This is a genomic window from Chlorobiota bacterium, from assembly GCA_016710285.1.
Taxonomy (GTDB): domain Bacteria; phylum Bacteroidota; class Ignavibacteria; order OLB7; family OLB7; genus OLB7.
Genome location: JADJXR010000001.1, coordinates 3,089,654 through 3,109,178, shown reverse-complemented (window position 1 = coordinate 3,109,178; position 19,525 = coordinate 3,089,654). Strand labels below are relative to the sequence as shown.

18 protein-coding genes are annotated in these 19,525 nt (G+C 57.3%); 17 read left to right on the top strand and 1 reads right to left on the bottom strand.

The window, feature by feature from the left end; all coding sequences use genetic code 11:
- The first annotated feature begins 115 nt into the window (after positions 1-115).
- From IPM61_11410 to IPM61_11375, 8 genes are all read left to right on the top strand, one after another.
- On the top strand, positions 116-937 hold the full coding sequence (locus IPM61_11410; protein MBK8911923.1) for a PorT family protein: 822 nt from the start codon (positions 116-118) through the stop codon (positions 935-937).
- A 36-nt stretch (positions 938-973) separates the two neighbouring features.
- Positions 974-1,522 (top strand): PD40 domain-containing protein, encoded by a 549-nt coding sequence (locus IPM61_11405; protein ID MBK8911922.1) that lies wholly within the window; start codon positions 974-976, stop codon positions 1,520-1,522.
- Positions 1,523-1,545: 23 nt separating this feature from the next.
- Positions 1,546-2,766, top strand: coding sequence for a PD40 domain-containing protein (locus IPM61_11400; protein MBK8911921.1), 1,221 nt, complete (start codon positions 1,546-1,548; stop codon positions 2,764-2,766).
- Between the two features lie 139 nt (positions 2,767-2,905).
- A complete protein-coding gene (locus IPM61_11395; protein ID MBK8911920.1) occupies positions 2,906-3,667 on the top strand; it encodes a hypothetical protein in 762 nt (253 codons plus the stop codon).
- Between the two features lie 405 nt (positions 3,668-4,072).
- Positions 4,073-5,791, top strand: a complete 1,719-nt coding sequence (ggt, locus tag IPM61_11390; protein ID MBK8911919.1) for a gamma-glutamyltransferase — start codon at positions 4,073-4,075, stop codon at positions 5,789-5,791.
- Positions 5,792-5,929: 138 nt separating this feature from the next.
- The gene (locus tag IPM61_11385; GenBank protein ID MBK8911918.1) at positions 5,930-7,639 is read left to right on the top strand and encodes an Ig-like domain-containing protein; all 1,710 of its coding nucleotides are present in this window, start codon (positions 5,930-5,932) and stop codon (positions 7,637-7,639) included.
- Between the two features lie 150 nt (positions 7,640-7,789).
- Positions 7,790-8,320 carry a hypothetical protein gene (locus IPM61_11380; GenBank protein ID MBK8911917.1) on the top strand — a complete coding sequence of 177 codons (531 nt, stop codon included), beginning with the start codon at positions 7,790-7,792 and terminating at the stop codon, positions 8,318-8,320.
- Between the two features lie 90 nt (positions 8,321-8,410).
- Positions 8,411-10,009: a fucose isomerase gene (locus IPM61_11375; protein ID MBK8911916.1), complete on the top strand. Its 1,599-nt coding sequence runs from the start codon at positions 8,411-8,413 to the stop codon at positions 10,007-10,009.
- Between the two features lie 106 nt (positions 10,010-10,115).
- On the opposite strand, the gene IPM61_11370 is transcribed toward IPM61_11375, so the two are convergent.
- Positions 10,116-10,727, bottom strand: coding sequence for a hypothetical protein (locus IPM61_11370; GenBank protein ID MBK8911915.1), 612 nt, complete (start codon positions 10,725-10,727; stop codon positions 10,116-10,118).
- A gap of 300 nt (positions 10,728-11,027) precedes the next feature.
- On the opposite strand from IPM61_11370, the gene ffh reads away from it, so the two are divergent.
- From ffh to IPM61_11325, 9 genes are all read left to right on the top strand, one after another.
- Positions 11,028-12,368 carry a signal recognition particle protein gene (gene ffh, locus IPM61_11365; protein MBK8911914.1) on the top strand — a complete coding sequence of 447 codons (1,341 nt, stop codon included), beginning with the start codon at positions 11,028-11,030 and terminating at the stop codon, positions 12,366-12,368.
- Between the two features lie 65 nt (positions 12,369-12,433).
- Positions 12,434-13,036 carry a 30S ribosomal protein S16 gene (gene rpsP, locus IPM61_11360; GenBank protein ID MBK8911913.1) on the top strand — a complete coding sequence of 201 codons (603 nt, stop codon included), beginning with the start codon at positions 12,434-12,436 and terminating at the stop codon, positions 13,034-13,036.
- A gap of 51 nt (positions 13,037-13,087) precedes the next feature.
- Complete coding sequence (gene rimM / locus IPM61_11355) at positions 13,088-13,618, top strand: 16S rRNA processing protein RimM (protein MBK8911912.1); 531 nt, start codon at positions 13,088-13,090, stop codon at positions 13,616-13,618.
- A gap of 34 nt (positions 13,619-13,652) precedes the next feature.
- Entirely contained in the window at positions 13,653-14,339 is a 687-nt protein-coding gene (gene trmD / locus IPM61_11350; protein ID MBK8911911.1) for a tRNA (guanosine(37)-N1)-methyltransferase TrmD, read from the top strand.
- 135 nt (positions 14,340-14,474) lie between these two features.
- Positions 14,475-14,855 carry a 50S ribosomal protein L19 gene (rplS, locus tag IPM61_11345; protein MBK8911910.1) on the top strand — a complete coding sequence of 127 codons (381 nt, stop codon included), beginning with the start codon at positions 14,475-14,477 and terminating at the stop codon, positions 14,853-14,855.
- A 126-nt stretch (positions 14,856-14,981) separates the two neighbouring features.
- A complete protein-coding gene (locus IPM61_11340) occupies positions 14,982-16,163 on the top strand; it encodes a 5-(carboxyamino)imidazole ribonucleotide synthase (GenBank protein MBK8911909.1) in 1,182 nt (393 codons plus the stop codon).
- Between the two features lies 1 nt (position 16,164).
- Complete coding sequence (locus IPM61_11335; GenBank protein MBK8911908.1) at positions 16,165-17,271, top strand: AAA family ATPase; 1,107 nt, start codon at positions 16,165-16,167, stop codon at positions 17,269-17,271.
- A gap of 4 nt (positions 17,272-17,275) precedes the next feature.
- Positions 17,276-17,989, top strand: coding sequence for a DUF4276 family protein (locus IPM61_11330; protein ID MBK8911907.1), 714 nt, complete (start codon positions 17,276-17,278; stop codon positions 17,987-17,989).
- 205 nt (positions 17,990-18,194) lie between these two features.
- Positions 18,195-19,361 (top strand): family 43 glycosylhydrolase, encoded by a 1,167-nt coding sequence (locus tag IPM61_11325; protein MBK8911906.1) that lies wholly within the window; start codon positions 18,195-18,197, stop codon positions 19,359-19,361.
- Positions 19,362-19,525: the final 164 nt, after the last annotated feature.

Here is a 19,525-nt window from a genome sequence, read left to right as displayed (position 1 = left end):
GCACTTGAACCGGCTGGGGAATTTCCGCCATTGCCGTGCCCAAAGTTACAACAACCAACCGCCGAACCGAACGCGCAGCCTCCGGATTTGGCAACGACCAACAACCTATCTGCCGATGCAAACACCGCTACGCCTCCCCTTTCTGCTGCTGATGCTGGCAGCAATGTTGCCGGAGCAAGGAACCGCGCAACCCTTGCAGCCCCCCGCCAACAACGCCGTTGCGGTGCGTCCTTCCCCCCTGCCGTTCGACCGGATTCTGAACCCCGACGCACGCGGCATTCTGGTTGGCCCCTACGCCGGGATCAACTTCAACATGCACAGCGGGGAGTTTGTGCTGACCGAGAACGGGATCGTCTGCTGCACGTTCGATGAAGGCTCCGGAATTGGCCCGGTGTTCGGCGCAAAGGCGATGATCCCGCTAACGGACCAACTCTCCCTTTCCCCGCGGCTTGCCTACGAATCCCGCAAAGGGAATTTTGAAACCGCCAGCGACCCGGTGCCATTTTTTGGGCAGAACAATCAGGTGGAGAACGTCATCTTCACCGACCGGTTGGAAGCCAACCTTGCCACCTTCAACATTGACCTTCTGGGAACCTACACGCTGGCGGACTTCGGGCTGTACGTGGCGTTGGGGCCATCGGCAGGGATTGTGATGGGGAAAGATTTCACGAAGACGGAGGAGATCACCACGCCAAGTGGGGTGGAGTTCCAAAACGGGACAGGGACCGAGCAGGAGTTGTTCAGCGGCGAGCTTGACATCGTCAACACGTTGCAGTTCGAGCTTCGGGGCGGGCTTGGCGCAACCATTGAAATCAGCGATGCAATCTTCCTGAATCCGGAGTTGCTGTACGGCTTTCCATTCACCAAAATCTCCAAAGAAGACGACTGGAAAACCAGCCCGATTCAATTCACGCTTGGCATTCTTTTCTCCATCTGAATTAACCGAAATCTGAACCAACCAAACACAGGGTCTATGAACCGCCGCACATGTGCTACTCTATTTCTGTTGCTTGGCCTTGCCGGTTCGGCATTGGGGCAGGAGCTGTTCAACTACACGTACGAAATCCGAACCATTGATGCCGTCAACTCGGCCCAGGACGATTACGGGCCGGCACTCTCCAAGGACCGCGGCACGCTTCTGCTGACCTCCACCCGTGCGGAAGGGACGCTGGGGGAAGCGGACATCTTCAGCGCAAGCCGGGTGCAGGGGGGATATGGGACCCCGGTAAACCCAGGATCGCCACTGAACAGCAGCGGCAACGACGGCGCGGTGGCGATTGCTGCCGACGGCAAAACCGTCGTCTTCAGTGCCGATGATGGGCCCGACGGCAAGGGAAGCACCGACCTCTACATCGCGGAAATTGCCGACGGGCGGATCACCAACATTCGGAACCTGGGGGAAGCGTCAACACGTCGGCATGGGAGTCGCAACCCTCGATCAGCAGCGACGGGAAAACGATTTGGTTTGCCAGCAACCGCAAAGGGGGATATGGCAAAACCGACATCTGGTACACCACCCTGAGCGGGCAGCAGTGGTCCACGCCGATGAACGCCGGCCCAATGGTCAACACCAAAAACGACGAGCGTTCGCCAAACATTACCTCCGACGGCGGGACCCTGTATTTCAGCAGCAACGGCCGCTCCGGCTTTGGCGGCTACGACGTATTCATGGCGGTTCGCGAAGGGGCAGAATGGGGGCAGGCCTCGAACCTCGGGTCGCTGATTAACAGCAAGAAGGATGAGCTGTTTTTCTTTGCTCCATCGAAGCATGAACGGTTCTACTTCGCCAGCGGGCGCGACGGCGGGCAAGGGGGATTGGACATCTACTACGGCACGCCGAACGTTTTTGGCGAGGGGATAACCCGCATCCTTGTCAGCGTGGTTGACTCCACCACGGGGAACCCGCTTCCCAGCGTTGTGGAGGTGATTGATGAAGCCACCGGGCAGACGGTGGCCACGTTCGCCACCAACCCACAGGTGAAAGAGTACGAGCAGTTCCTTCCCGCCGAGCGGAAGTACCGGTTCCAGGCAACCGTCCGGGATCTTCCGCCGCGCTCGGCCAGCATCACCACGCCGTTCGCCAACGAACAAGCCACGGCAACCGTGAAGTTCGGGCCGATCTCGCTGGCGGAATTCGATCTTGGCCGCTACAACGTCCCCTTCTTCGTCACCGGCTACTACCGCCCCAACACCCGCGAAAACCTTGATGGGCTGTACCCGCTGTTGGAAGGCCCGCTTGGCGATGCCACCTACATCGAGCGGTTCCGCAAAGGGTCCAAGCGGTACAAAGATTACCTGAGCTACAGCGAAACAATCGAAGGGATTTTCAAGGAGGTGACGGGAACCACGCTGAAGGAGATCGTCCCACGGTTCAAAGCCAGCATGCTCCCCGGGGAAGTGTTGGAGGTTCGGATCACCGGCTATGCGGACCCGAAGCAGTTCGTGGGGAAATATTTGGAAGATGAGACGGTGACGTTCCAGGACAATGCCAAGATGGAGTATGAGATCAGCCGTGGCGACCAGATTGGGAACCTTGAGCTTTCGGGATTGCGCGCCTGGTACAGCGGCCACCACCTGGACCAAATGCTGGCCGCCAGCGGCAACGAAGATTACCGCCAGCTAAAAAGTGACGGGCGGATTCAGTTCCGCTACATCGGCGGCGGCGAAAGTCGCGACCGTGCCGACCGCGCCGCGCAACGCCGTATCCATATCGAGATTGTGCGAACCGGAGGGGCAGGCGGCGGGCAAGAGTTCGACATGAAGTAGCACCGGACGGCAGACCGCATCTGGTGCGTGGCAACGGGACACCATGCCGCGCACCAGATTTCTTTGCACCAGATTTCTTTCATTGCAGCGGCCCTCCGCTCTCCTCCGCTGCGCATTTTTTGCTTATCAACCAACCATCATGCCACGCGCACTCCGTTACTACGTCCCCGACACCGGAACCACCCCACTGCCGGACAGCATTTGGAAGGAGATCGCCAGGTTGCAGCACTGGTACAACTCCGAATTCATCTGGAGTTGCGACCGCATTGGGCTGAAGCGGTACATCCTGTTCCCCAACTACGACCACATCCCCGACATGCCCTACCACACCGCACGCTACCACTTCCGCAAGCGATTGCTGGCAAAGAAAATTGAGCTTCAAGATGAGCTTGCGGCGGTTCGGGCGATGGAGTTGGAAGGGCTGTTCACCGTCCGTTGGGGGGGCGTTCGCGACAGCTCGGTTGCCAGCGGAATCACCCACGTTGCCGACAACGAATTCAACGCCTACTTGCTGTGCGAGTTCCTGCTGAAATGCAGCACCCTTGCCCCCGAAGCGGAGTTCCATGTGGAGGATGAAGGGCGGTTTATCCTTACTGGCAAAGCGATGTTCCGCAATGGCGAAGTGGTTGTGCAGCCGGACGATGCCTGGCCCAATCGCGGGGACCAACCGATACCGCTGGATCCGCCGCAAGTCTTCGCAGTGGTGAACCCCGCCAAGTACGACGAGCACCCGGGATTCACCCAAACCGTTGACGGATTCGACGACCTTGATGAGGAAGCGCAGATTGCAGAAGTGCGGGGATACGGCCAGCTAGGATTCACCAACAACTACGAAACCGCCTGGGGCGACAACGACGGCCTGAACCTTCAACAACGGGTGCGGAAAATTGTGGTTGGATAACGCCAAAGGGTAGCGGCCCCGACATCCGTCGGGGTAGCGGCCCCGACATCCGTCGGGATTGATAACAGGTCTTTAGCCTGCCCAGGATCGAAGGCCGAAGATGACGCCGAAGGCTAAAGACCTTCGGCTACCCTTTGCAGTGGTTGTCCCGACAAAGTCGGGGTAGCGGCCCCGATCTTTGTCGGGGCCCAGCCGAAGGGTAGCGGCCCCGACCTTTGTCGGGGCCGAGGATCGAAGGCCGAAGATGACGCCGAAGGCTAAAGACCTTCGGCTACCCTTTGCGGTGGTTGTCCCGACAAAGTCGGGGTAGCGGCCCCGATCTTTGTCGGGGCCCAGCCGAAGGGTAGCGGCCCCGACACAGGTGTTGCCTATGGGCTTGGAATCACACGTTTATGGAATAATCAAATGCGCTCTTCCCTCCTTCTTCTACCTCTGCTGCTGATTGCTTGCGTAATTCAGGGAAACCAGCCGGCGCATGATGCTCCTGGCGAAGCACGCTCGGCCACGGGAATGGTCAGCGCGGCCACGCCGGAAGCAACAGAAGCAGGGTTGCGGGTCCTGCGGAACGGCGGGAACGCGGTGGATGCTGCGGTGGCTGTGGGATTTGCGCTGGCCGTCACCTACCCGCAGGCGGGGAACTTGGGAGGCGGCGGGTTCATGGTGATCCGCATGAGCGACGGACGCACCACCACCATTGACTTCCGCGAACGCGCCCCGGCGGCGGCAACCCGCGATATGTTCCTTGATTCCAGCGGCAATTTCCTTCCCGAACGGGCACAGCTTGGCGCGCTTGCTGCGGGCGTTCCCGGGTCCCCGGCGGGGCTGCTTCTTGCGCTGGAACGCTACGGCAGCAAGCCGCTTCCAGAGGTCCTTCAGCCAGCCATTGCCCTTGCTGATTCCGGGTTCACGATTCATCCACGGCTGCATGATGACCTTGCTGAAAAGCGGGATCCGTTCCTGCAATTCCCCTCAACCCGCGCCATCTTTTTGCCCGGGGATTCCACGTTGGCGGCGGGGCTGACCTTCCGCCAGCCGGAGCTTGCCGCAACGCTTCGGCGGATTGCCGACTTGGGGAAACAAGGCTTCTACGGCGGCCAAACCGCACGGCTGATTGTGGAGCAGATGCAACGTTCCGGCGGGATCATCACCGCTGCGGACCTTGCCGATTATTCGGCAACCGAGCGAACCCCACTGCGCGCCACGTATCGGGGCTATGAAATCATCACCATGCCCCCACCCTCCAGCGGCGGGGTCCTGCTGGTGCAGATGTTGAAAATGATGGAGCCGCAAGACTTCCGCCAGCTCCCCTTCCACTCCGCCCCGCACGCTCATTTCCTGGCCGAGGTGATGCGCCGCGCCTACGCCGACCGCGCCGAATTTTTAGGCGACCCAGATTTTGTTGAGATACCGGTTGCCGGACTAACCAGCCAGGAATATGCCGCCGCACGCGCCGCCAACATCACCCCACGCGCAACGCCAAGCAGTGCCGTTGGCCACGGGGACCCCAAGGCATTCCAACGCGAAAGCCAGCAAACCACCCACTACTCCGTTGTGGACCGCCACGGGAATTGCGTCAGCGTCACCACCACGCTGAACAGCGCGTTCGGGAGCAAGTTGGTGGTGGGGGGCGCGGGATTTTTTTTGAACAATGAGATGGACGACTTCAGCGCCCGCCCGAACACACCGAACCAATTTGGGTTGATTGGCCGCAGCGCGAACGCAATCCAACCTGGCAAACGGATGCTGAGTTCCATGACCCCAACGATTGTGCTGCGCGACGGCAAGCCCTGGATGGTGGTGGGAACGCCCGGCGGAAGCACCATCATCACCACCGTACTGCAGATGATCCATTCCCAAATTGATTACGGAATGGACCTTGCTGCTGCCGGCAACGCCCCGCGCATCCATCACCAATGGCTTCCCGACACCCTGTTCCACGAGCGTGGCGCGTTCACCGCCGGGGCTGCCGACTCGCTGCGGGCAATGGGGCATCGGCTGGTGGAGCGGCCAACGGTATCGGGCAGGGTGGATGCCGTGCGGATTGAAACGGATAGCTTGGCGAAACCGTTGTTTATTGGCTGGAGCGATACCCGAGGGTACGGGCTGGCAAAGGGGCCAGACTGAGAGGGGGGGCATGAGAGGAGAAGTAACGAGAGAAGAAATGAGAGAAAAATCTCGGGAAGGAAACGGAGGGAACGCCCCCTTCCCTTCCCCCACGCCAGCAACAGCTTCTGCACACATCATCAACTCCATTTTGCATTGATGACATCATTGATGCCATTCCATTTTTTGCTTCTGCTTTCCCTTGCTGCGGTGATTGGCGGTTGCGCCAGCGGCCAGGGCGCGGCCCCGCGTGGCGGCCCCCCCGACACAACCGCTCCGGAGATTATCGGCACCAACCCCACCGATGGGACGATCAATTTTGCTGGGGAGAGCGTGACGGTGGAGTTCAGCGAGTATCTCAACGAAGGTGCAGCGGCCCAAAACGTGGTGATAACGCCAATCCCCGCAACGCCGCCGGAATTTGACTGGAGCGGGCGCGAGCTAGAGATCACCTTCCGCCAGCCGCTGCTGCCGAACCGCACCTACGCCGTGACCTTTGGCGCAGGGCTGACCGACTTGTCGAACAACCGGCTTGGCCGCGGGCGCACGCTTCGGTTTGCCACCGGACCGAACCTTGACAGCGGGACGATTCGCGGGACCGTTGCCGGCGTTGCCAAACGGCGGGCGGTGGTGTTTGCGTGGCTTGTTCCCCCGGGGAACTCACGGTTCCTTGACACCCTTCGCCCCGACTCCGTCCGTCCCGATTTTGTTGCCCCCATCAGCGACGACGGGCTTTTCTCGCTGGAAGGGCTTCCCGCCGGAACCTTCCGGCTGCTTGCCGTTGCCGATGAGTTCGGCGACCAGTTGTTGGACTTCGGGAACGACGCGTTTGGGGTGTTTGATCGCCAGGCCACGATCCCCCAAAACTACACCCAGCCGGTGACGGGATTTCACGCACGGTTGCGCCCCGCACCGCTGGACCAGAAGCCCCCCAATCTTTACTCCGTTCGCTCAATCGCCAACACCCGCACCGAGCTTCGGTTCAGCGAGCCGATTGACACGGCAACGCTGCGGCCAAAGAACTTCACCATCACCGCAGGGGGTGGGGTTGGAATCAGCCCCGGCAGCGTTTGGCAAACCGCCGAAAGCCGTTTGATTGTTCAACTCCATCACGCCCCGCTTCCGCCTGACACCGGCGCGACGCTGGCGGTTCGGAACCTTGCCGACACCGCAGGGAATCAACTGCCCGACAGCAGTGGCTTGCAACGCTTCGCCGTAACGGCCCTTCCCGACACGCTTCCCCCCACGCTCCTTCCGTTGGATGTGGACACCACGCGCAGCTATGCCGTCAGCGATTCGATTCGCCTTCGTTGGAGCAAAGCGGTAACGGTGGCGCAACCGGACGAGCTTGCCACGCTTCGCGACACCGCCGGAAAGGTGGCACGGTTCCGCGTGGTGCAGGTTTCCCCGGTGGAGCTTCACGCCTTCCCGATTGACACCCTTGCTGGCGTTGGCCGCGCAATGTTGCAGTTGCAGCTTGGACGGATCAGCGACCTTTCCGGGAACCGCACCGACACCACCCTCCGCTTCCCCGTTCGGCTTGTGCCGGCGCGGCTGCGCGGGACCATGCAGGGGAACTTGACCGACACCGCCGCGCCAACCAGCACGCACAACATTTTGGTGACTTCTGTTGCGACCGGAGTGGTGTGGCAACTGCGCGGAGTGAGGGCCGGGGCGTGGGAGATGAAAGGACTTCCCGAAGGTGAGTACCGCGTGGCCGCCTTCCGCGACGCAAACGGAAATGGCAAGTACGACCAGGGAGAGATTGCCCCGTGGACCGGTCCCGAGCCGTGGACAGAGTTCAGCGGGACCGTCCGCGTCCGCCCGCGATGGACCGTGAACGAGGTGAACCTGGTGATTACGGAGTAGCAGCGTTGCGGCTGATCTTTCCTGACGATTCAATCAAGCCGTAGCTGTATTTTTCCGGGCGTCCGTTTCGTCCATCGTTATCCATCAACAGCCGACGTGAGGTCCATCATGCCTTGCCGGAATCGAACCGCGAACTCCATTGTTCTTCCGATGCCAACCCGCCCGCCGGAGCAAACGCCCGGGCGAATACCAACGCGAACGGCGACCCGCATTGGCCGGCGTGTTGGATTCCTTGCGCTTCTTTGCTCCCTTTTGTTTGGCACGGCAGCGGCCCAGCCAACAGCTGCCGACACCGCAGGGGTTCGCGGGGCGGTTGAGGGGTTTTGGAAAGCGTTTGGGGAGATGAACCCCCAGCAGGTGAAACGGCTTCTTAGCTTCCCCTGCGTGGTGATGGAAATCCCCGATGCCGAAAGCGAACGCCCGGCGAAGCATGGGCTGTTTGCCACGGCCAAGGAGTTCGATGCCGAATGGAAACGTTCGGCAGGAAGCGGCAAGAAGAAGCATGGAGATTTTTACGGAGCAACGTTAAGCAACTTCGTGATAACCTTCAGCGGACCGCACGTTGCCCAGGCAACCTACACCTTCGCGATTCCCAACACCACGCTGCAACTGCTTGCGGTGCTGGCGCGGAACGGCCCGGCAGCCACATGGCAGTTTGTGGTGATTTCCGTCCCCAAATAACGGACCCGGCGGGCGCATCCCAACGCTCCGAACATCGCGACCAATCCATCCCCGACGCGGGTGAACAACTACTAATATCCGTCTTCAGCTATGCCATCCACCATCTACCTTGTTGCCAGCGGCGATCTTCGGCTTGCCGCAAACCAGAATTGCCAAGCTGCCCAAGCGGAAATGGAGCAGAAGATCATTGCCGTTGTGGAGCGGGAAGGCCACCGCGTGCAACGTGCCCACCCGATTGATCCAGAAAAAGGGCATGGATTTATTGACAGCCAGCGATATGGGATCAAGGTCTTCCAATCCATCCCCAACGATGCCCCGCTGATTCTTGCCATAGCGGTGTGGCAGTACAGCCACCACGTCCTTGCTGGGTTGTTCACCCACAAGGGGCCAATCCTGACGGTTGCCAACTGGAGCGGGATGTGGCCAGGCTTGGTGGGGCTGCTCAACTTGAACGCCTCGCTGACGAAGGCCGGGATCCGTTACAGCACTTTGTGGAGCGAGCACTTCACCGATGATTTTTTTGTGAAAGGCCTGCGCCAATGGCTTCGCAAAGGGAAGGTACAGCACGACACCTCGCACGTTCGGCGATTCGACCCCGCCGAAGCGCCGGGGCGTGCGGTGCGGGTTGGGCAGAAGTTTGCCGCCGAGCTTCGGAAGCGGAAAGCGATCATGGGGATTTTTGATGAAGGGTGCATGGGGATGTACAACGCCATCATCCCCGACGAACTGCTTCACCCCACCGGGGTTTTCAAAGAACGCCTAAGCCAATCCACCCTCTATGCCCGAATGCTGACCGTTACCGAGGCCGAGGCCCGCAGCGTGTACGAATGGCTGCGTGCCGAAGGGATGACCTTCCAGCTTGGGACCGACGAAGCCACCCAGCTGACCGAGCGGCAGATTCTGGAGCAGTGCAAGATGTACATCGCTGCGGTGCGGATTGCCGATGATTTCGGCTGCGACACCATCGGCATCCAATACCAGCAAGGGCTGAAGGACCTTACCCCCGCAAGCGATCTGGCCGAAGGAATCCTGAACAACAGCCACCGCCCGCCGGTCTATCGCGAAGGCACTACCCAGGAGCTGTTCCCGGGCGAGGCCGTGGTGCATTTCAACGAAGTGGATGAGTGCGCGGGGTTGGACGCGCTTGTCACCTACCGACTGTGGCGGCAGCTTGGTTTCCCCCCCGAGACCACGCTGCACGACCTTCGCTGGGGCCGGCATTACAAGGGGGGCGGGGTGAACGATTTTGTGTGGGTGTTGGAGATCAGCGGCGCGGCCCCGCCGGCACATTTTATTGACGGATACGCCGGGGCCACCAGCGAACGCCAGCCGCCGATGTATTTCCATCTTGGTGGCGGATCCGTTAAGGGGATTAGCAAGCCCGGGTGGGTGGTGTGGAGCCGTGTGTTTGTTGCCAACGGGCGGCTGAATTTCGACACGGGGTTGGCCAACGTGGTCGCGCTTCCGGCGGCGGAGACCGAGGAGCGTTGGCGGCTTACCACCAGCCAATGGCCAATCATGCACGCGGTGATCCAAGGAGTAAGCCGCGACCAGATGATGGCTCGCCACAAATCGAACCATATCCAAGTTGCCTACGCGCCAAGCCGCGCCGCCGCACGCACCGCAATGTTCGCCAAAGCCGCCGCGATGGAGGCGCTTGGGCTGCGGGTCAGCATCTGCGGGGTCTAAGAGTCACCCTCTCCTCTCCCCAATTCTGTGGTGGGTCCACAACAGAAAGCGGCAATACCTTGCTGTGGTATTGCCGCTTCAAGCATTCATGCTTGGGCATCCTGCCTCACTCAACATTCGGCTTTGCAGCAGGCGGCTCCGTTGCAGCACCTGCTTGGCTATCTGATGAAGTGTTAGGCGATTCCGGCATGGCTGTTGCGTCCTGATGCCACGGGGTAGTTGCCTGCTTGGTGGTGGCGGAGCCGGAAATCTTCTCCCAGATATTGCTCTCCTCGTTCTTAGTTGGAGGCAGCAATTCGCAGGTGCCAGAGATTTGGCCGGTGCAATCGCCAGAGATTGTGCAGGCGACCTTGTTCGCTGCGCCATCAACAAACGAGAGGGTCCATGAATAGATGCTCGCCCCACAGACTTGCGAGGTTAGCTCAGCTTTGAATGCCCCTCCGGCAGGAATCCTCCATTCGTGATCTTGAAGTTCTTGGCCACTGCTGGAACTCCAATCATACCCCGCAACGCGGCCATTGCAGGTGGCAATCATCATGTAGTCGTAGGTCCCATCCCCGTTTTTATCAAGGTAGAGGATAAAGGCTTGCACAATGGTGCTTCCTGCTTGGCCCTGGGGACCCGGGACCATCAGCGGTGGCAATCCCGTTGCTGCGTTGCTAACGGAAGCACAAAGCAGAAGCAAACCAATCACCAAGAACCGTCCGTTTTTTCTCATCGTTTCTCTCCTCCACAAGGGTTAGGCATTGATGAACCGCTGGCCGTACGCACGGCCCACATTGCAAGTGGCAACAAACGTACAGAACGGGGAGCAACGCTCCAAGCCTTTATCCCCCCGATGTTTCAGGTTGTTCCCCCCACGGCTTCCCCCCCAACTTTCGTTTTGCCACCGCACCCTGCCGGACTATTTTTGTAGTCCTTTGCCTCAAAAGGGGTAAAAGAATTATTGAACACTGCACTTGACGCAGCCAACCGCCGTTGGCCGCCGACCCGATAGAGCCGAAGAGCGAAGTACCGAATGTTTGAGAACCTTAGTGCCAAACTTGACGCAGCAATCCGCCGGATTAGCGGCGAAGCGCGGCTAACCGAAGAGAATATCTCCGAAGCACTGCGCGAAGTCCGCCGCGCACTGCTTGATGCCGACGTCAACTTCCAAGTAACCAAGAAGTTCGTTGACGACGTTCAGAAAAAGGCACTTGGCCGGAACGTTGTGGCCTCGGTAACGCCCGGGCAGATGATCGTCAAGATCATCTACGATGAGTTGGTGGAGCTGATGGGGAACAACCTTGCCGAGATCAAAATGGCACCGGCGGGTCCCACCATCATTATGATGTGCGGACTGCAAGGCTCCGGCAAAACAACCCATTCGGCCAAATTAGCCAGCTACTTCAAGGGGAAAGGCCGCCAACCGATGCTGGTTGCTGCCGACACCTACCGCCCCGCCGCCATTGACCAGCTGAAGACGTTAGGGGAACAAATCGGGGTTCCGGTCTTCAATCTGGAAGGGGAAAACCCGGTAACGATTGCCGAACGCGCCGTTGTGGAAGCCAAGCGATTGGGGAAGGATATCATCATCATTGATACCGCCGGACGCTTGACGATTGATGAGGCGATGATGGAAGAGGTGGCCAAAATCAAGGACCGCACCCGCCCGAACGAAATTCTGTTCGTGGTGGATGCCATGATCGGCCAAGATGCCGTCACGACCGCCAAAGCCTTTAACGAGCGGCTGAACTTCGACGGCGTTATCCTTACCAAACTTGATGGCGACACCCGCGGCGGCGCCGCGCTCTCCATCCGCTCGGTGGTGGAGAAACCGATCAAGTTCATCGGCGTTGGCGAAAAAATGGACGCGCTGGAGCAGTTCTACCCGGACCGCATGGCCTCCCGAATTTTGGGAATGGGCGACGTGGTCTCGCTGGTGGAAAAAGCCCAGCAGCAGTACGATGAAGCCGAAGCCCGGAAATTAGAAGAGAAATTCCGCAAGAACCAGTTCACGCTGGAGGACTTCTACCAGCAGCTTCAGCAGATCAAAAAAATGGGATCCATCCGCGACCTGCTGGGGATGCTTCCCGGAATGGACCGGGCAATGAAGGGGGTCCAAGTGGACGACAAAGCAATGGGGCGGCTGGAAGCGATGATTACCTCGATGACAAAAGAAGAGCGGAACAAGCCGGAGATCATCAACGCCAGCCGGCGGAAACGGATTGCCAGCGGAAGCGGGACAACAATCCAAGATGTGAACAACCTGCTGAAGCAGTTCGACGAAATGCGGAAGATGATGCGCCAACTTAGCGGCGGCGGAATGGGGAAAATGGCAGGAATGGCCGCAAAAGGGCTGATGGGGCGGAAACGGTAATCCGAACGACGCAGACAATTCTTTCAGAACAAATACAGCAACACTAACTCAACCAACGCAGAAACATGGTCAAGCTCCGCTTGAGAAGAATGGGACGGAAAAAGGCTCCGGTGTACGATATCGTCGCCGCCGACAGCCGCAACACACGCGATGGCCGCTTCCTTGAGAAAGTCGGCCAGTACAATCCACTGGTGACCGGTAATCCTATCACCATCCTTCAACGCGACCGCGTCCACTACTGGCTGAACAGCGGCGCGCAACCAACCGACACCGTCCGCGCCCTGCTTCGCCGCGAAGGCGTTCTGATGGAACGCTACCTTCTTCGCAAAGGCGTTGCCGCCGATACCGTCGCAAAAGCGGTAGAAACCCACCTTGACAGCAAACGCTCTGCCGACGAAAAAGCACGCTTAGCCGCTGCCGCTGCTGCCGAAGCAAAAGCCAAAGCTGAAGCCGAAGCCGCCGCAAAAGCCGAGGCCGAGGCCGCCGCTGCTGCCGAAGCTGCTGCCGCTGCTGCAAAAGCCGAGGCTGAAGCCGCCGCCGCTGCCGAAGCTGCTGCAAAAGCCGAAGCCGAGGCCGCCGCTGCTGCCGAAGCCGCTGCACCTGCTGCTGCCGAAGAAGCACCCGCTGCCGAAGCCGCTGCGCCCGCAGCCGAAGAGAACGCAGGATAATTGTTCAATAATAGCGGGGAAGTTGGTCCCCCTTCTTCCCTGCTATCAACCATGAGCAATCAACCTTCAACCCTTGTTCGGCTTGGCGTGCTGACCCGCGCCTTTGGCCTTGAAGGGAAGCTCCGCTGCAAACTCGATCACGAAGTGATCCCGCAGATTGCAACCCCTTGTGCGGCATGGATTGGCTACTCCGCAAATTTTGCACGCCCGATTGAGCTGACCTTGTGCCAAGCCCATGGCGACGATCTTCTTTGCACATTTGAAGGGGTTGGCACAAAAGAGGGGGCCGATGCAATCGTGGACCAAGCTCTTTTTCTGGAGCCAGCGGCCATTCAGTACTCCGATCCCCTCACCGATCCGGGAATCGTTGGCTTCCAGCTTTACTCCCCCGAAGGGGAGCCAATGGGGGAAGTAATCGGGCTTCAGCAAACCGCCGCCCACGCGGTCTGGACGGTGCAGAGTGGTGGGAACGAGTGGTTGTTCCCGGCAGTGCCCGCATTTGTTGCTGCGCTGAACCACGAAGAACGAACCGCGACGATTGTGACGATACCGGGGATGATGGAGAATCAAGAGGATGAGTAAGCCCTTGCCCGCCCCCCCTCGCGAAACTCCGTTGCTGCGGATTGACATTCTGAGCGTTGTGCCGCAAACCTTCGCCAGCGTGTTGGATGCTTCCATCGTCAGCCGTGCGCGCAAGGCGAACCTGGCGGAGATCAACATCCACAACCTGCACGATTACGGCCTGGGCCGCTACAAGCAGGTGGACGACACCCCCTACGGCGGCGGAGCCGGAATGGTTCTTCGCCCCGAACCGATCTTTGAATGTGTGGAGCGGCTGCAGGCCGAGCGCAAGTACGATGAAGTCATCTTCCTGACCCCCGATGGCCAGCAGCTGACGCAATCGCTTGCCAATCGCCTTTCGATGGCCGCAAACCTGATACTGCTGTGCGGCCATTACAAAGGGGTGGATGAGCGGGTTCGCCAAACATTGGTGACGCAAGAAATCTCCATTGGCGATTACGTCCTAACCGGCGGCGAACTTCCGGCAATGGTCCTGACCGATGCCCTCGTCAGGCTGCTTCCCGGCGCGATGGGCGACAGCGAATCGGCGCTGGGCGACTCCTTCCAAACCGGATTGCTTGACGCGCCGCAGTACACCAAGCCGGCAGAGTTCCGGGGCATGAATGTCCCAGAGGTTTTGCAAAGCGGGGACCACGCAAAAATTGCCGCATGGCGCGAAGCCGCAGCACTGGAACGCACGCGCCAACGCCGGCCAGATATTTTGGACACTCTGGATGAGTGAGCTTGCCGATTACTGATTTCCATTTCCCGCAGCGCAGTGCGCCGCCCAACGCAGGCAGCACGCCAACGGGAACCAACAGCACGGCACAGCCAAGAAATTTTTCAGCAACAGACAACAGATACACGGAGGCATACCATGAAAGAAATTGAAGAACTGACCCAGCAGGTGATCGCGCAGACCGCCGCAACCCGTCGTGCCAAAAACAACGACGCCGATGTGATGATCCCTTCCTTCCGCCCGGGGGATATGATCAACATCGCCGTGCGCGTTGTGGAAGGGGGAAAGGAGCGCACCCAGAACTTTGAAGGGATCGTGATCTCGCGCCGTGGCGCAGGCTCCAGCGAAACCTTCACCGTGCGGAAAGTGAGCAACGGCGTTGGCGTGGAACGGATTTTCCCGGTTCACTCGCCAACCATCCAGGGGATTCGCATCGTCCGCGAGGGGAAAGTTCGCCGCGCAAAACTCTACTACTTGCGCAACCTTTCCACCAAAGCTGTTCGTTCCAAAACAACCTAACGGCAGCACAACGGCGAACCATCGTAAAAGCCATCTGCGCATATCGCGGATGGCTTTTCTGTTGCGCCCCTTCCTTCGCCCCCATGTGGCATTCCTGTGCAACCAACTCTTCCTATCTTTACAGCCATGATCTACAACCCTCCAACACTTGGCATTCTTGGCGGCGGGCAACTTGCGCGGATGACCGCAATCGCCGCATTCCAGCTTGGGATGAAAGTCCACATTATGGAAAACCATGCCAACTCACCCGCCGGGCAAATTGCCCACCGCGAAACCGTTGCCGACCCTTCGGACCACATTGCCTTGCTCCATTTTGCCAGCAACTGCGACGTTATCACGTTAGAGAGTGAGTTCATTGAGGAAGCCCATTTAATGGTGATTGAACGGGCAGGGTTTGTATTGCGGCCTGGCGCGGCATCGGTCGCGAAAATTCAGGATAAATTGATCCAGAAGCAGACGTTCGACGATGCGGGAATTCCCGTGGCGGCCTTCCGTGCGGTTGCAACCCACGGCGACGCGCAAGCATTTGGCCAGCAATTCGGGTATCCATTTATCCTGAAAAGCCGGCGCAACGGCTACGACGGCTACGGGAACGCGACGATCCGCAAACCGGAGGATATTCCCATCGGTTGGGAAAAAATCACCAAGGGAAATCCAGCACGTGAATTATACTGCGAAGCCTTTGTGCCGTTTGTGAAGGAGCTTGCGGTGATGGTTGCGCGGGGGGCAAATGGCGAAACCGCGTTGTACCCGGTGGTGGAAACCGTGCAGGAGCATCATATCTGCCGCACGGTGCTTGCCCCGGCCCGCGCAGGCGAACCGGCCACCACCCTTGCCCGCGACTACGCCCGCCACGCCGTGGAAATTATTCATGGAATTGGAATTTTTGGCGTTGAGCTTTTTCTGACCGGCGACGGCGAAGTGTTGGTAAACGAAATCGCGCCGCGCCCCCACAACAGCGGCCATTACACGATTGAAGGCTGCGTCACCTCGCAATTTGAAAATCACATTCGGGCAGTGATGGGGTGGCCATTGGGTCGCACCGATTTACGCGCCCCGGGCGTTGCAATGGTCAATATTTTGGGAAAACATAACGGGTCCGGTGCGGTTGCCAATTACGAAGAAACGCTGGCGGATCCCAGCGTGCATCTGCACATTTACGGGAAGGAGCGTTCACGGCGTGGGCGGAAAATGGGGCATATCACCGCGCTGGCCTCCACCCCCGAAGAAGCCGCCAAAGCAGCAACCGAGGCAGAGGAACGATTGCTGTTTGAGGAGGTTCTCATGTTTGCAAACGAACAATCCTGAAATGTCCAAACTTGACACCATAACTATTAAAGGCTTTAAAAGCATCAATTCAATTAAGAATCTGATGCTCGGGTCTGTTAATGTGGTAATTGGTCCAAATGGCTCAGGTAAATCAAACTTCATTGAAGTTTTCTCCTTCCTTCACGCAATTCGCGAAGGGCGATTACAGGAATATGTTGTCAAATCAGGCGGTGCAAACAGGATACTCCACTTCGGTTCCAAAATCACTTCGCAAATAGAAATAGGAATTTCTTTTGATGAAGGGGTAAACCAGTATTCCATTGAATTATCCGCAACAGAGGATGACCGATTGTACCCCATAGATGAGGTGGTAGGATACTGGAATAAAGCCAAATATGATACCCCTATGAACAATAGACTTACGTCAAAAGGGGGCGAAGCCGGAATTAATGATATAGCGTATAATAGGGTTGCTGATTATGTTCGCAACCATTTAAATAGCTGGCGCATCTATCACTTTCACGATACGGGCATAAGCTCGCCGATGAAGAGGACTTCGGACATCAATGACAATCGCTATTTGCGGCCTGATGGAGCCAATATAGCCTCATTTCTGTACTATTTACGCCAACGCCACGAAACATCATACACGCAAATCAGGCGTACAATCCAGCTTGTCGCTCCATTTTTTGATGATTTCTTGCTCGAGCCACAGCGGTTAAATCCCGAGAAAATTCGGCTGGAATGGACGCACAAGAATTCCGATTCCTATTTTGATGTCTCTTCATTTTCTGATGGAACTCTACGGTTTATTGCGCTGGCAACCTTGCTGCTGCAACCCCACCGCTACCGCCCTTCCATCATCATAATAGATGAACCAGAACTTGGCCTTCACCCCTATGCGATTGCCATACTGGCTTCAATAATTCAAGAGGTGTCGTTCCAAACGCAGGTGATCGTTTCAACGCAATCTCCGCTGTTGCTTGATCAATTTATGCCGGAAGATATTCTTGTGGCAAACAGGGTGCATAGTTCCACTGAATTTACCAGACTCAACTCAGCAGAATTAGCGTCTTGGATGGAAGATTACAGCTTGGGTCAGCTATGGGAGAAAAATGAAATTGGGGGTCGCCCCGCCATGGAATAATATGATGAGCCGCTTATTGATTTTAGTAGAAGGAATAACTGAAGAACGCTTCGTTCATGCAGTTTTGGCTCCTCACCTCTATAATTATGGTTATAGCGAGGTTAGCCCAAAACTGTTGGGGGACTCGCGAATGAACAAAAACCGCGGCGGCATTCGCTCTTGGCCATCGGCTCGTAAGGATATCATCAAGCACCTAAAAGCCGACAAGAAGCGTTTGATAACCACCATGGTAGATTATTATGCGTTGCCCTCAACTGGTGATAAATCTTGGCCTGGGAGAGGTGAAGCCTCAAGGCTTTTATTCTCGGAGAAACCAAGCAGAGTACAACAAGCCATACTGCAAGACATCGAACGTGAGCTTGGCGGCGACTTCTATCCAGCACGTTTCCCTCCTTATGTGGTTATGCATGAATTTGAAGGGCTTTTATTTAGCGATTGCAAAGCATTTGGAGAAAGCATAGGCCGCCCTGAGTTAGTAGAAGACCTAACAAAAGTGCGCAGGCAATTTGAAACTCCCGAAGAAATCAACGACTCCCGTCTCACTGCTCCATCAAAGCGTGTGGAGGCAATCATTCAAGGGTATCGAAAACCGCGAATGGGCACTTTGGCAATACAATCAATCGGATTAGCAACGGTGCGGCAGGAATGCCGTTTTTTTAATGAATGGTTGGGGAAGTTGGAACAATGGCCGAAGCAGACAATGAGCACCACCAATTAGAATATCAGGCAACTCCATGAGCGCATCTCTATTTTTCTGGCTATTCATTTTTTTTACGGCTATTCCCCTCTTTTCCCAACCTGCCAACCGCAACGATTCCGCCCTTTTTCGCTACGTTTTTGATATTCCCGGAGGATACGTCAACGACCACTGTTTAATTCAGGGAACCGATGGTTTATGGCACCTCTATTTTATTGAGGGGACTGTGAGCAACGAGGTTTGGTATCGCGACAGCAACCAGATTGTTATTGGCCATGCCACAAGCCCGGATTTATTGAATTGGACGCACCTGCAGCCAGCCTTGCGGCTTGGCCCACCCGGCACGCTGGATGCCGGACACGTTACCGCACCCTACGTGATTGAATTTAACGGCCAATATTACATGTATTACGTGGGGAAAGAAGCAGGGGTTGGATATTTTGCTGGGGAGCACATGATGCTGGCAATTTCCAACGACCTCTATACTTGGCAACGTCACTTTATTAGCCCAATTATGGCTCCCGATACTTCCTGGGCAAGCTATCATCCAAAAGGGTATTTGGGCGGTTCCGGCGGGCCGGTTTCTTGCCGCGACGCGCACGTTATTCCCCACCCACAACATGGCTGGATTCTCTATTATGTGGCTCGGTTAAAGGCCGATCCCAACCGCCCTTCTGCCGACCAAGAATATAGCTGCGTTGCGGCGGCAACCAGCCCCGACCGCACACATTGGACCGATCGCGGGCCGGTACTGACCCGCAAGACTACCGGAACCGAGGAATTCACGTACGCTCATCCCGAGTCGCCATGTGTTTTTCAGAGGAACGGGTTGTGGTATTTATTTTGGAAAGGGGGGAACGGTACCCGGTATGTCATCAGCGATAATCCGCTTGATTTTAACGACCGCAGCGAATATTTCCTTGCAACATCGCACGCCAGCGAAATTTTTGATTGGCAAGGAAAATGGTTTATCACTTCATGCAGCCGCCAAATCAACGACGTTACGCACTCCTTCAGCGACCGAACACGATGGCTTTTTTTGGCTGGTATCCAGTGGGAAGGACGCTATCCAACAGTGGTTCCATTACAGCCCAGTGGTGTGAGCAATCAAGACCAATGCAAGATTTCCCCTGAGCTAATTATTTCGCCAAACCCGGCACGCAACCGAACACTGAAGCTGCAATTACAAGGAATTTCTGCACACGCTCCATGCGTTGTTGAATTGGCAGATGTTATTGGGCAAAAAATTCCCATTGAGCAACCAATAAATCTCACCGAAACCAAGAATGGAGCAACGGCAGAGTTGGTTGCGGAAGGGATTCCAGCAGGAGTCTATTTTCTTCAACTCCAAATTGGGGAGAAATCAATGGTAGAATTATTGGTGCTGGAGTGAGCCACCCCCCTCTACCGCAGCGCCTTCTCCACGGCAGCATCAAGATCGTTGTGGCGCAATCCGTAATCCAAGTGTTGGGGATATACTCAACCGCATCGCTTGAGAGAGGTAGCCCACCTTTATTTTTCCCCCACGCAGGAACGCATCATCTACAGCTGTCTCTG

What these genes read in the sequence shown, in the direction of transcription:
- rplS (MBK8911910.1), top strand. Translation starts at nt 14,475, where the DNA reads ATGAAAGAAATTGAAGAACTGACCCAGCAGGTGATCGCGCAGACCGCC.
- ggt (MBK8911919.1), top strand. Translation starts at nt 4,073, where the DNA reads ATGCGCTCTTCCCTCCTTCTTCTACCTCTGCTGCTGATTGCTTGCGTA.
- IPM61_11385 (MBK8911918.1), top strand. Translation starts at nt 5,930, where the DNA reads ATGACATCATTGATGCCATTCCATTTTTTGCTTCTGCTTTCCCTTGCT.
- IPM61_11400 (MBK8911921.1), top strand. Translation starts at nt 1,546, where the DNA reads ATGAACGCCGGCCCAATGGTCAACACCAAAAACGACGAGCGTTCGCCA.
- IPM61_11335 (MBK8911908.1), top strand. Translation starts at nt 16,165, where the DNA reads ATGTCCAAACTTGACACCATAACTATTAAAGGCTTTAAAAGCATCAAT.
- ffh (MBK8911914.1), top strand. Translation starts at nt 11,028, where the DNA reads ATGTTTGAGAACCTTAGTGCCAAACTTGACGCAGCAATCCGCCGGATT.
- IPM61_11370 (MBK8911915.1), bottom strand. Translation starts at nt 10,727, where the DNA reads ATGAGAAAAAACGGACGGTTCTTGGTGATTGGTTTGCTTCTGCTTTGT.
- IPM61_11380 (MBK8911917.1), top strand. Translation starts at nt 7,790, where the DNA reads ATGCCAACCCGCCCGCCGGAGCAAACGCCCGGGCGAATACCAACGCGA.
- IPM61_11330 (MBK8911907.1), top strand. Translation starts at nt 17,276, where the DNA reads ATGAGCCGCTTATTGATTTTAGTAGAAGGAATAACTGAAGAACGCTTC.
- IPM61_11375 (MBK8911916.1), top strand. Translation starts at nt 8,411, where the DNA reads ATGCCATCCACCATCTACCTTGTTGCCAGCGGCGATCTTCGGCTTGCC.
- IPM61_11395 (MBK8911920.1), top strand. Translation starts at nt 2,906, where the DNA reads ATGCCACGCGCACTCCGTTACTACGTCCCCGACACCGGAACCACCCCA.
- IPM61_11340 (MBK8911909.1), top strand. Translation starts at nt 14,982, where the DNA reads ATGATCTACAACCCTCCAACACTTGGCATTCTTGGCGGCGGGCAACTT.
- rpsP (MBK8911913.1), top strand. Translation starts at nt 12,434, where the DNA reads ATGGTCAAGCTCCGCTTGAGAAGAATGGGACGGAAAAAGGCTCCGGTG.
- IPM61_11410 (MBK8911923.1), top strand. Translation starts at nt 116, where the DNA reads ATGCAAACACCGCTACGCCTCCCCTTTCTGCTGCTGATGCTGGCAGCA.
- IPM61_11405 (MBK8911922.1), top strand. Translation starts at nt 974, where the DNA reads ATGAACCGCCGCACATGTGCTACTCTATTTCTGTTGCTTGGCCTTGCC.
- rimM (MBK8911912.1), top strand. Translation starts at nt 13,088, where the DNA reads ATGAGCAATCAACCTTCAACCCTTGTTCGGCTTGGCGTGCTGACCCGC.